Origin of the sequence: Natronomonas sp. EA1 (assembly GCF_051195035.1) — an archaeon.
Lineage (GTDB): Archaea > Halobacteriota > Halobacteria > Halobacteriales > Haloarculaceae > JBNTJV01.
This window is the reverse complement of sequence record NZ_JBNTJV010000003.1, coordinates 1-10,224: the sequence shown is the minus strand read 5'-3', so window position 1 is coordinate 10,224 and position 10,224 is coordinate 1. Positions and strand designations below refer to the sequence as shown.

The following is a 10,224-nucleotide window of genomic DNA, read 5'->3' as shown; positions in this document are numbered from 1 at the left end:
CATGCGAACCATCCTCATCTGTCTGAGCGTCCTGCTCGCCGCCGTCGCCCCCGCCGGGGGCGCGGTAGTCGCACCGAACTTCGACGCCACCGTCGACCTCCCGAACGACTTCCGCGTCGGGACGAACGAGGTGCGCGTCACCGTGGACAACACCGCGAGCGGTGACGTGCTGTTCAGCCCAGTCATCGAGATCCCGCTCGGGTCGGGGCTGTCCGCGCCCGCGCCGGACCCGCAGGCGATGGTCGACGGCACGGCCGAGTCACGGACTTATGCGGTGCAGGCTGCGAGCTACCGGACCGGTGATTCGCTGTACGTCTACGGCGAGGAGGTGCCCGCGGGCGAAAGTCGGACCTACGTGGTCTCACTCGACGTGTCGCGGGCCGGCTCCCGGACCATCGAGGCGGACGTGCGACCGCTCTACAACGAGCCGAACAACGTCCGCGCGACCGCGACGGCAACCGCGACCGCCGTCGGCACCCTGAACGTCTCCGTCACCGACGCGAGCAGGGCGACGCTCTCGGGCGCGACGGTCACCGTGGACGGGACCGACCGAACGGGCGGCGACCTCTCGCTCACGCTCACCGAGGGGAGCCACACCGTCTCGGCGAGCGCGTCGGAGGTGACGCTCCCCGCGGTGAATCTGACGGTGCCCCCGAACGCCGGGACGAACGTCTCCTTCACCGCCGTCAGCGTGCCGACCGCCCCGACCGTGCTCGCCACGACCGGCAACGGCTCGGTGCTCGCGGGGAGCGTCCTCCGCGGGACGACGAAGGTCGGTGACGCCAGCCAGGCGACGGTCTTCGAGGTTTCCTTCACGGTCGACAGCGAGCCCGGAACCACGGTCGTCGGGGTCGGGCCACCCCCCGAGGTGCCCGATTCCTTCGACAGCGTGACGGCCACGGTCGACGGGTCGAACGCCGCGGTGACGACGGCCGCCGACGGCACGATGCTCGTCGAACTCACCGGCGCAGGCCCGCACGACGTGACGCTCACGCTCACGGGCTACGCGACGGGCGATGCCTCCGGTGACGGGGTCGTCGACGGCACCGACGCCCGGAACATCGCCGACGCCATCGCCAGCGGGAGCGACGGATCGCTCACCGGCTACGCCGACGTGAACGGCGACGGCGCGGTGACCGCCGTGGACGCGATGCTCATCGCTCAACGGGAGGCGGGGAATCGTGACGACGACTACCGGAGGTCGGGCTGATGCGCCGAACACTCGCAGTGGTCTGTGCGCTCGCCCTCGTGGCGAGTGCGTTCGCCGCCCCCGTGGCGGCGCAGTCCGTAGCAGCCCAGTCCACGCCGACCGTGAGCGTCGACGCGCCCGCCTCCGTCGAGGTGGGGTCGAGCGCCTCGGGGAGCCTCGTCGTCACCGACGTGAGCGACCCACAGGGCGTCGGCTCGTTCACCGTGAACGTCACCTACGACCCGGCGCTGGTCTCCCTCTCCGCGAGGGGGACGAGCACGTTCGACGTCTCGACCTCGACGCCCGAACCGGGCGTCTTGCGCATCGTTGGCTACACCGGCGAGTACCCCGGACCGACCGGGTCCGTCACGCTCGCGACGCTCACCGTCACCGGCGAGGGGACTGGGACGGCGACGCTCGGGACCGCCGTCGATTCGCTCACCGACGCCGATGGGGATGCACTCACGCACACGACGTCGGACGAATCGCTGACGGTGACCCGATCGGGCGGCGGGTCATCGAACACCCAGCCGGATTCGTCCGACGGGGGTAGCTCGAACCCAGACCCGGCCCCGGATTCGGACGACGGTTCGGACTCGGGAACGGCGACGCCGACCGCGACACCCGATAGCGGGGACACGCCGACGGCTACGGCGGCGGAGACGCCCGAACCGACGGCCACGCCGACTGACGAGGCGACGCCGACGGCAGCGGCGACGTCGGTACCGACGACCAGCCCGCCGGCGGAGGAGACCCTGACGGAGATGGACACCGCGACCGCGACGGAGACGGGGCTGCCCGGCTTCGGCGTGCTCGCGGCGCTGGTGGCCCTGCTGGCTGCAGCCCTCATCGTGCGCCAGTCGCGCTCGTAGGCCCCTACTCGCCCGGCGTCCCCGGTGGCGTGGCGATGGGGGTCCCCCTCACCCGTTCGAGCGAGTTCAGGATTTTCAAAGAGAGTTCGTCGCCCGTGATGTCGCCGCGCCGGTACTCGGCGAGCCACGCGACGCGGGCGTGCCACCGCGCGAGGGGCGTCCCGTCGTCCGCGACGATGGTCGAGTCCAGTCGTCTGACGGCCCAGCCGCGCTCGGCTTCGCGGAGGAAGCCGCCCGCGATGGTGCCGATCTCGGCGCTGAGTTCCTGCCAACGCTCACCCGCGGAGACGTACCGGAGTTCGACGGTCTCGTCGACGCGAGCGAGCTCCCGCACCGCGACCGCGTTCTCGTCGAGATAGCGGCTGAACGCGGCGAGCGGACCGGACGGGGCCGGTGAGGGTGAGGCCGTCGCCATCGCTGTGGGTGGCTCCGTGGGGGTGTCGGTCTCCGTGCTCGTGGTGCCCCCACACCCCGCGAGCGCGGTCAGACAGAGGAGAAACGACCGACGGTGCATCCTACCAGAACGCATGGGTGTATGTACCAAGAGTGTTCGCCCGTCGTCAGAACGTCGGCGGGAAGTGGGCGACCTGCTCGGGGTCGTGGCCGTAGACCACCTCGAGAGCACGGCGCTTCTCCAGCTCCTTACACCGGCGGAGCGACGCCCACCAGTCCTGCCGGGAGTGGAGCAAATCGCGGCCCATCGGGTGTTCGTGTTCGTAGTTCACGGAGGAGTAGGCCAGGTCACCGACGACGAGCAGGTCCTCCGCGCTGTTGCGTTCCACCAGCAGCCCCGTGTGCCCCGGCGTGTGCCCGGGGAGGTGGAGCCAGTCGATCCCCTCGAACAGGTAGCCGCCATCCCCGTACAGCGGCTCCCAGTTCAGGTCGTGGTGGAAGTCGTCGAGGATGTAGGCGCTATCCGTGCCGGTCGTCGCGCCGAAGTAGGCGTGTTTCAGCTCCTGCTCGTGGACGTAGATCGGGACCTCGCTCCCGGCGAAGTGCCGGAGGCCGCCCGCGTGGTCGAGATGCAGGTGTGACTGGACGACCGCGTCGATGTCGTCGAGCGAGAAGCCGCGCTCGCCGAGCGCGGTGGGCAGGTCGTGCTCGCTCGCGTCGGTGTGGGTGAATGCGTCGTAGATCTCCGCGGGCCAGTACCCGTCTCCCGCCTCGGGATGGGAGCCGGTGTCCCAGAGAACGGTGGCGTCGGGATGCTCGATGACGAGGTTGAAGACCGGGCCGTCGGCCCGCACGGCGTCGGGGTTCGGGTTCGACTCGGTGGCCGTGACCGCCCCTTCGAGGGGGTAGTTCAGGTCGATACTCATAGAACCGCGGTCGAGGAGATGAACGTCCATACTCCCCAGACCCGGTCGTGCGTGATAGTCGTTATCGCCCGACAGCCTTTATCTTCCCCCGGTCGAAACCACGCTCGATGACAGTGGAACTGCGGTTTTTCGCGACGTTCCGGGCCGCCGTCGGCCAGAAGTCCGTCGAACGGGACTACGACGCGGCGACGGTCGGGGAGTACCTCGCCGCCATCGAGGCGGAGTGGCCCGAACTCGCCGGGCAACTCCTCGAGGATGGAGAGATCCGCCCCCAGCTGAGCGTCCTGAAGAACGGGCGTGAGGTCGCCCACATCGAGGGGCCGGCGACCCCCATCGGCGACGGTGACAGTCTCTCGGTGTTCCCGCCGGTGGCCGGCGGATGACCGTCGAACGCTCTTTCCGGGGTATCTCACAGCGACTCGCCCGGGAGTACCTCGTGAACCTCGGTGGGGAGGCGATCGACGACGACAGAGTGGAGGGCGACGACTGGAGCGCCGACCTCTCGGAAGAGAAGGTGAACCCCGTCGGGTCGTTCACCCTCAACGAGGTCACCATCGTCTTCGAGGGTGAGGAGCTGGAGCCGCTCATCGAGAAGTTCGCCCAGAAGGCGATGCGCGCCGGGGGATGAACCCCATCGACGGGCCGCCGTTCCTGCTGGCCGCGGCGAAGGCGAGCGTCGGCCCCGACCGCCTCTCACCCCTGCTCGACCGCGCCCAGACCTATCTCGCCGCGCACTACGAGACGTACGACCGCCGCTACGAGACCGTCCACGAGACCGACGACGCCCACCTCTTCTTCGTCGAGTCGGGCCACTGGGCCGGCCTCGCGGACGAGCTGGAGATGACGGACCGCGAGGCCGACGCCGTCCGCCGCGCCCACGAGGAGTTCCTGCTCCACCTCGGGGGGAAGACGGGTCGCAAATCGGAGTTCGAGACGGCGCTGGAGCTGCGTGAGGCCGCGGTCATCGGCCGCTGAGGAACGCCCGTATCTCCCCCAGCACGCGCTCGGGGTACTCGTTCGGGAGCCAGTGGGTCGCGTCGGGATACCACCGCACCTCGCAGTCCTCGATTCGGTTCTCGACGAACCGCGCCACGTCGGTGGTGAGCGCCACGTCCTTCTCGCCCCACAGCAGGAGCGTCGGAGCCTTGATGCGGCGGCCACCCTGCCACGCGCGCTCGCCGCGGCCGGTCAGCCGCGCGCGGAACGCCTCCAGTCCCGTCCGTCCCTCCTCGCGTGCCAGCGCCCGGTACCAGTTCACCATCGCCGTCGTCGCGTCGGGCTTGCCCCACGCGTGGCGGTAGCGCTCGATGTCCTCCTCCGAGTACGCGTCCTCGACTGCGGTGCCGCGACGGAACCCCTCGGCGAACGCGCGGTACTCCGACAGCGAGATGGCCCGTTCAGCAATGGGTGTCTGGAAAAAGAGCACGTACCAGGATTTCGGGAGCTGTCGCAGCGAGGCCTGCTCGAAGAACCGCTCCGGATAGGGTGCGTTCATGACGACGAGGTTCTCGACCACGTCGGGGCGGTGGAGCGCCACCGATTGTGCGAGCGTCCCGCCCCAGTCGTGGCCGACGACGTGGGCGCTCTCGTGCCCGAGCGCGTCGATGAGTCCCGCCACGTCCCCTCTGAGGTGCGACAGCGCGTACTGCTCGACCGCCTCGGGCCGGTCGGACTCGTTGTACCCCCGCAGGTCGGGGGCGACGACCCGGTACTCCTCCGCGAGGGGGTCGAGGTAGTCGCGCCACGCGTACCAGAACTCGGGGAAGCCGTGGAGCAGGAGCAGGAGCGGGGCGTCCTCGTCGCCTGCGGCGACGTAGTGGAGCGCCACCTCCCCCACGTCGACGCGGTCGCGGTCGAACCCCCGCGCGTCGGCCCAGTCCTCTGCCGTCTTCATACCCGAGGGAGGAACGGACGACGTATGAGCCTACGGCTGGCGGTCGATGGTTCCGATAGCAAGAGGCCGCGAGGAACGAGCGGCCGACGGTGACGAGCGACTACCGCGGCCGGAGGCCGCGACTGGAGCGAGTCACCGTTTTTCCCCAAGTTTTTGCTGCGAGGACGAGCGGGACGCGAGTCCTCGCGAGCAAAAAGTGGGTTCTAGTCGTCGGCGGGCGCGGTGCCGGAGGAGACGCCGGTACCGGGGCCGATGTCGATGCCGAGGTCGTCGAGCTTCTCGTCCGGGACGACGCCGTCGACCCAGCCGCGGTGCTCGTAGTACTCGGTTTTCATCTCCTCTAACTCGACGAGCTCACCCTCCGAGCCGCCCTGGCCGGGGATGCCCTCGTCGCCCTCGAGGAAGCGGACGGGCAGGGAGTCGTCCGTGCCGTCGAATCCCACGAGGTTGTTGTAGTAGCGCTCGAGCGTGTAGATGCGCTCGCCCGCCTCCAAGAGGTCCTCTTCGGTCACGTCGAGGCCGGTCATGCCGTTGTACTGGAGGACGTACTCCTCGATCCCCTCCGCGAAGGCGTTGAACTTGCAGATGTCGAAGGAGTCCGAGATGGCATGCAGGTCCTGGAAGGCCGCGGTGAGCTGGCCCTTCCCCTCCCAGTCGTGGGGGTCGACCTTCTCCGGGATGCCGAGGATCTCGGCCGCGGGGGTGTACGCGCGCAGGTGGCACGCGCCCCGGTTGGAGGTGGCGAAGGCGATGCCCATCCCCTTCATGCAGCGGGGGTCGTAGGCGGCCATCGTCTGGCCCTTGACGGCGAGGCTGTTGTCGTGGCCGTCGTGCATGTCGGCGAAGCGGTCCGGCCCCTCGCCGAGTTCGGTGGCGAGTTCGCCGTCGCGGTGGCCGATGGCCTCCAGCATGTCGATCATCGTCTCCACGTCGCCCCACTCGATGCCCTCGTCGAGCTTGCCCTGCTCGGACATCTCCATCGCCATCGCCAGCATGTTGCCGGCCTCGATGGTGTCCATCCCCAGGTTGTTACACTGGTCGATCATGACGGCGACCTTGTCGCGGTCGTCGTTCATGGAGTTGGGACCGAGCGCCCACGCGGACTCGTACTCGTACGACTCCATGCGGACGTTCATCTCCTCGCCTTTGTGCATCACCGACACCTCGACCTCCTTCTTGCAGGCGACGGGACAGGAGTGACAGGTCGGCTCGTCGACGAGGATGTTCTCGCGGACGTTCTCACCCGACACCTTCTCGGAGTCGATATTGAGGTCGTCCGGCATGGCCTCCGCCTCCGAGGAGGTGGAGGTGAACTTCGCATTGCGAGTGGGAAGGCCGTCCATCTCCTCCGTCGCGTTCATGAGGACGTTCGTCCCGTAGAGCGACAGGCCGCCCTCGTTCGGAGCCGTCACGTCGGACTCCTGGATCACCTGCATCGCCTGCTGGTGGCCCTTCTTGAACGTCTCCGGGTCCTTCGGTTTCGGCATCTTCGTCGAGGACTTGATGACGACGGCCTTGAGGTTCTTCGACCCCATCACCGTTCCCGTGCCACCCCGCCCTGACGAACGGTCGTCCTCGTTCATGATGCAGGAGAATTTCACACCCTTTTCGCCAGCGGGCCCGATGGCCATGAACGAGAGGTTCTTGCCGTACTGCCCCTCGACCTCGTCGAGGATGGACTCACGGAACTCGTGGACGCCCTGCCCCCAGAGGTGGGAGGCGTCGCGCAGCTCGACCTCGCCGTCCTCGACGAGGGCGTACACCGGCTTGTCGGCCTGCCCTTCGAACAGCAGGCCGTCGAAGCCGGCCCACTTGAGTCGGGCGCCGGACCAGCCACCGTGGTGGCTGTCGGTCACGGTCCCCGTGAGCGGGGATTTCGTGACGACGGCGATGCGGCCGCTCATCGTCACCTGGGTGCCCGTGAGCGGGCCGTTCATGAACGCCAGCAGGTTGTCGGGTCCGAGCGGGTCCACGTCGGGCCCCTGGTCGAACACGTACTTCACGCCGAGCCCGCGCGCCCCGATGTACTTCTTGGCGTCCTCCTCGTCGACGCCCTGATACTGTACGTCACCGCTCGAGAGGTCCACGCGCGCGACGTGGTCCTGAAAGCCACCTAGGTCTGTCATGGTAATCCGTAACAGTTTACTATTCGTCCGTAGCGGGGTAATTGTTGCCACGCTCCAGTAACCAAATATGGTTACATCCCCGCGCCGGACGGCGATTACCGGCGTCGACTGCCGGTTCTCGGGTCGAACGGGACGCGAGCGGCTCCGCAGGCTTCTTCCGGCCGCTCGCCGGCGACTCCGTATGCGACTCTCGGCGGTGCCCCGGTCGGTTCGCTCCGCGCTCGCGGTGGCCGTGGCGCTCGCCATCGCCGTCGCCTCGGTCGTCACGCCGCCCGCGTCGGGTGCTCCGGATCTCGTTCTGGGGCTCCCGCTCGACAAGTGGCTCCACGCGGTCGGGTACGCGGTGCTGGCGTTCGCCATCGGGTTCGCCCGCCTCGCCCGCGACCCGCGGGCGCTCGCGCTCGCGTGGCTCCTCGCCGCCGCGTACGGACTGGGAATCGAGGGCGTACAGGCGTTCCTCCCGGCCCGCAGCTTCGACCCGCTCGATATGGTGGCGAACGCCGTCGGTGCGGGCATCGGCACGGTGGTGTGGTGGGTAGTGGCACGCAGGGGGCTCGACGGGCCGTAGCGACCCGAAGGCGCTTTCCGCGTCGACGGGGAAGAGAGGACAATGAGTACGCCGAACCCCGAGGTCTACGAGCAGGGGAAGGGCATGGACGCCCACAACAAGGTGATGCGCGAGATCCGCTCGCGCAACGACAACACCTACGACCCGACCGAGCCCACTCGTGTCTGGCTCGACGAGGACAACACGCCCGACGGCGTGCACCAGAGTCTGACCATCATCCTCAACACCGGTGGCTGTCGCTGGGCGCGCGCCGGCGGCTGCACGATGTGTGGCTACGTCGCCGAATCCGTCGAGGGCGGGAGCGTCGGCCACGAGAACCTCATGACGCAGATTCGCCACTGTCTGGACCACGAGGATGCCAATGCAGAGGAGCAGTCCGAGCTCATCAAGATCTACACCTCCGGCTCGTTCCTCGACGAGCGTGAGGTCCCCGCCGAGACCCGGCAGGCCATCGCGGAGACGTTCGCGGACCGCACGCGGATGGTCGTCGAGTCGCTTCCTGACTTCGTCGACGCGTCGAAGCTCCGGGAGTTCACGGAACAGGGGCTCGAAACCGACGTGGCCGTCGGCCTCGAAACCGCCACGGACCGCGTGCGCCGCGACTGCGTGAACAAGTACTTCGCCTTCGAGGACTTCGAGGCGGCCTGCGCCGAGGCCGTCCGCGCCGACGCCGGCGTGAAGGCGTATCTCCTGATGAAGCCGCCGTTCCTCACGGAGTCGGAGGCGCTGGAGGACATGCAAGAGTCCATCCGCCGCTGTGCCGCCGTCGAGGGCTGTCACACCGTCTCGATGAACCCCACCAACGTCCAGCGGCACACGATGGTGAACGAGCTGTTCCACAACGGGGGGTACCGCCCGCCGTGGCTCTGGTCGGTCGCGAAGGCGCTGGAGACGACGACGGACGTCGACGCAATCGTCGTCTCGGACCCCGTCGGCGCGGGCTCGGACCGCGGCGCACACAACTGCGGCGAGTGCGACGAGCTCGTCCAGAAGGCCATCAAGGACTTCGACCTCCGGCAGGACCCGACGGTTTTCGAGCAGGTCTCCTGTGACTGCGAGGCGACGTGGGACGCCGTCCTCGAACGGGAATCGGGCTACGGCGCGCCCCTCACCCGGTAGGGGAGGATTCGTCCCCGGTCTCCCCGTCCGGCCCCGGGGGTACACTCGCGGTTTATGTACTCACTCACCTTTCTCTCTGACATACAGTAACACACCCGATGACCACACGCGAGAGGGGGAACTGTGGTGAAGACCTATGGCACGGAACAGGACCGACAACTACCGCACGATTCGCCGCCACGGCTGGCTCGAGATCCGGGACACTGCCCACGCGGGCCAGTGGATCCGCACCGACTCCCCCGTGGAGGTAGAGCCGTGAGCCAGCTCCACGCGCTCGACCTCCTCGCCGTCTCCGGTGGCTTGCTCTATCCGGGAAGCGGCGCACGCGTCATGCCCACACCGGAGGCGCTCGCGGCGGAGTCGGCGTTCGGCTGTGCGGTCGCCCCCGTGTTCGTCCAGGCGTCTGCGGCCACGTCCGAAGACGAGGCCTACGCCCCGCCCGCCTCGCTGTGGCTCACACATATGCAAGGAGGAAGCCCACGGCTTTAGCCGTCCCCAGAACGCGGAGCGTTCTGGCGGGCTGCACAAGAGCTCCGCTCTTGTGAACGTGAAAGGAATCCGCAATCCACTCCACCAACCACGAGCGATAGCAGTCCGACTCCCACGCCAGTGATATGATTTATAAAAGAAGGATTCGCACGTGAGATTGCAGATGGAGGTCAAACGAACCGTTCCGGTCAAACTCTCGGTTCCAGAAGACCGAGAAAAAGACCTCCATCAGACCATCGAGCAGTTCAACCACGCCTGCAACTACACCGTCCAGCACGGCAGAAACGACGACGGCTACCCCATCCTCAACAAGTCGAAGATACACGACAAAGTGTACTACGACCTACGAGACGAGACAGATCTCCCCGCGAACCTCTGTGTTCGTGCGTACTCCAAGGCCGTCGAAGCAATGAAGTCCACCGTTGCTGACTGGAAGAAGGGCACCAGCCGACCGCTCCCCCAGTTCAATGAACCGTCTGCCGTCTACGACAAGCGGACGGTGACTATCAAAGACAGGTCGGCCACCCTCTCGACCATCAACGGCAGAGTTGCCGTGGACTTCGTTCTCGGGGACTACCAGAAGTCCTACCTCGATGATGACGAGTACGAGAAGCGGATGGGGACGCTCCACTACCGCGAGGACGAGGA

At 67.7% G+C, this 10,224-nt stretch carries 13 protein-coding genes and 1 pseudogene; 10 read left to right on the top strand and 4 right to left on the bottom strand.

What is annotated here, in order from left to right:
* Position 1: 1 nt before the first annotated feature.
* Together ACQUQR_RS09725 and ACQUQR_RS09720 are read left to right on the top strand one after the other, a co-directional pair.
* Positions 2-1,210: a dockerin type I domain-containing protein gene (locus tag ACQUQR_RS09725; protein ID WP_435196279.1), complete on the top strand. Its 1,209-nt coding sequence runs from the start codon at positions 2-4 to the stop codon at positions 1,208-1,210.
* Positions 1,210-2,061, top strand: coding sequence for a PGF-CTERM sorting domain-containing protein (locus ACQUQR_RS09720; protein ID WP_435196278.1), 852 nt, complete (start codon positions 1,210-1,212; stop codon positions 2,059-2,061). Before ACQUQR_RS09725 ends, ACQUQR_RS09720 begins: the two co-directional genes overlap by 1 nt.
* A 4-nt stretch (positions 2,062-2,065) precedes the next feature.
* Here ACQUQR_RS09720 and ACQUQR_RS09715 read toward each other — a convergent pair whose 3' ends face one another.
* Together ACQUQR_RS09715 and ACQUQR_RS09710 are read right to left on the bottom strand one after the other, a co-directional pair.
* Positions 2,066-2,575 carry a hypothetical protein gene (locus ACQUQR_RS09715; RefSeq protein ID WP_435196277.1) on the bottom strand — a complete coding sequence of 170 codons (510 nt, stop codon included), beginning with the start codon at positions 2,573-2,575 and terminating at the stop codon, positions 2,066-2,068.
* A 46-nt stretch (positions 2,576-2,621) separates the two neighbouring features.
* The gene (locus ACQUQR_RS09710; RefSeq protein ID WP_435196971.1) at positions 2,622-3,419 is read right to left on the bottom strand and encodes an N-acyl homoserine lactonase family protein; all 798 of its coding nucleotides are present in this window, start codon (positions 3,417-3,419) and stop codon (positions 2,622-2,624) included.
* A 68-nt stretch (positions 3,420-3,487) separates the two neighbouring features.
* On the opposite strand from ACQUQR_RS09710, the gene ACQUQR_RS09705 reads away from it, so the two are divergent.
* From ACQUQR_RS09705 to ACQUQR_RS09695, 3 genes are read left to right on the top strand one after another with little or no spacing between them, the layout of a single operon-like run.
* The gene (locus ACQUQR_RS09705; RefSeq protein WP_435196276.1) at positions 3,488-3,763 is read left to right on the top strand and encodes a ubiquitin-like small modifier protein 1; all 276 of its coding nucleotides are present in this window, start codon (positions 3,488-3,490) and stop codon (positions 3,761-3,763) included.
* On the top strand, positions 3,760-4,008 hold the full coding sequence (locus ACQUQR_RS09700; protein WP_435196275.1) for a hypothetical protein: 249 nt from the start codon (positions 3,760-3,762) through the stop codon (positions 4,006-4,008). The genes ACQUQR_RS09705 and ACQUQR_RS09700 overlap by 4 nt, the downstream gene beginning before the upstream one ends.
* Positions 4,005-4,355: a hypothetical protein gene (locus ACQUQR_RS09695; RefSeq protein ID WP_435196274.1), complete on the top strand. Its 351-nt coding sequence runs from the start codon at positions 4,005-4,007 to the stop codon at positions 4,353-4,355. The genes ACQUQR_RS09700 and ACQUQR_RS09695 overlap by 4 nt, the downstream gene beginning before the upstream one ends.
* Here the strand turns inward: ACQUQR_RS09695 and ACQUQR_RS09690 are convergent.
* Both ACQUQR_RS09690 and ACQUQR_RS09685 read right to left on the bottom strand, forming a co-directional pair.
* On the bottom strand, positions 4,342-5,274 hold the full coding sequence (locus ACQUQR_RS09690) for an alpha/beta fold hydrolase (RefSeq protein ID WP_435196273.1): 933 nt from the start codon (positions 5,272-5,274) through the stop codon (positions 4,342-4,344). The genes ACQUQR_RS09695 and ACQUQR_RS09690 overlap by 14 nt on opposite strands.
* Before the next feature lie 203 nt (positions 5,275-5,477).
* The gene (locus tag ACQUQR_RS09685) at positions 5,478-7,400 is read right to left on the bottom strand and encodes an aldehyde ferredoxin oxidoreductase family protein (RefSeq protein WP_435196272.1); all 1,923 of its coding nucleotides are present in this window, start codon (positions 7,398-7,400) and stop codon (positions 5,478-5,480) included.
* Positions 7,401-7,581: 181 nt separating this feature from the next.
* Here ACQUQR_RS09685 and ACQUQR_RS09680 point away from each other — a divergent pair, with 181 nt between their 5' ends.
* The 5 genes and pseudogenes from ACQUQR_RS09680 to ACQUQR_RS09660 form a co-directional block, all read left to right on the top strand.
* A complete protein-coding gene (locus ACQUQR_RS09680) occupies positions 7,582-7,968 on the top strand; it encodes a VanZ family protein (RefSeq protein ID WP_435196271.1) in 387 nt (128 codons plus the stop codon).
* Between the two features lie 42 nt (positions 7,969-8,010).
* Entirely contained in the window at positions 8,011-9,087 is a 1,077-nt protein-coding gene (locus tag ACQUQR_RS09675) for an archaeosine biosynthesis radical SAM protein RaSEA (RefSeq protein WP_435196270.1), read from the top strand.
* Between the two features lie 136 nt (positions 9,088-9,223).
* Positions 9,224-9,346, top strand: a complete 123-nt coding sequence (locus ACQUQR_RS09670; RefSeq protein WP_435196269.1) for a hypothetical protein — start codon at positions 9,224-9,226, stop codon at positions 9,344-9,346.
* Positions 9,343-9,576, top strand: a complete 234-nt coding sequence (locus ACQUQR_RS09665) for a hypothetical protein (RefSeq protein ID WP_435196268.1) — start codon at positions 9,343-9,345, stop codon at positions 9,574-9,576. Before ACQUQR_RS09670 ends, ACQUQR_RS09665 begins: the two co-directional genes overlap by 4 nt.
* Positions 9,577-9,739: 163 nt before the next feature.
* Positions 9,740-10,224, top strand: a pseudogene (locus ACQUQR_RS09660) (RNA-guided endonuclease InsQ/TnpB family protein); the annotation flags it as partial.

What these genes read in the sequence shown, in the direction of transcription:
- ACQUQR_RS09695 (WP_435196274.1), top strand. Translation starts at nt 4,005, where the DNA reads ATGAACCCCATCGACGGGCCGCCGTTCCTGCTGGCCGCGGCGAAGGCG.
- ACQUQR_RS09700 (WP_435196275.1), top strand. Translation starts at nt 3,760, where the DNA reads ATGACCGTCGAACGCTCTTTCCGGGGTATCTCACAGCGACTCGCCCGG.
- ACQUQR_RS09685 (WP_435196272.1), bottom strand. Translation starts at nt 7,400, where the DNA reads ATGACAGACCTAGGTGGCTTTCAGGACCACGTCGCGCGCGTGGACCTC.
- ACQUQR_RS09670 (WP_435196269.1), top strand. Translation starts at nt 9,224, where the DNA reads ATGGCACGGAACAGGACCGACAACTACCGCACGATTCGCCGCCACGGC.
- ACQUQR_RS09690 (WP_435196273.1), bottom strand. Translation starts at nt 5,274, where the DNA reads ATGAAGACGGCAGAGGACTGGGCCGACGCGCGGGGGTTCGACCGCGAC.
- ACQUQR_RS09680 (WP_435196271.1), top strand. Translation starts at nt 7,582, where the DNA reads ATGCGACTCTCGGCGGTGCCCCGGTCGGTTCGCTCCGCGCTCGCGGTG.
- ACQUQR_RS09720 (WP_435196278.1), top strand. Translation starts at nt 1,210, where the DNA reads ATGCGCCGAACACTCGCAGTGGTCTGTGCGCTCGCCCTCGTGGCGAGT.
- ACQUQR_RS09725 (WP_435196279.1), top strand. Translation starts at nt 2, where the DNA reads ATGCGAACCATCCTCATCTGTCTGAGCGTCCTGCTCGCCGCCGTCGCC.
- ACQUQR_RS09705 (WP_435196276.1), top strand. Translation starts at nt 3,488, where the DNA reads ATGACAGTGGAACTGCGGTTTTTCGCGACGTTCCGGGCCGCCGTCGGC.
- ACQUQR_RS09715 (WP_435196277.1), bottom strand. Translation starts at nt 2,575, where the DNA reads ATGCACCGTCGGTCGTTTCTCCTCTGTCTGACCGCGCTCGCGGGGTGT.
- ACQUQR_RS09675 (WP_435196270.1), top strand. Translation starts at nt 8,011, where the DNA reads ATGAGTACGCCGAACCCCGAGGTCTACGAGCAGGGGAAGGGCATGGAC.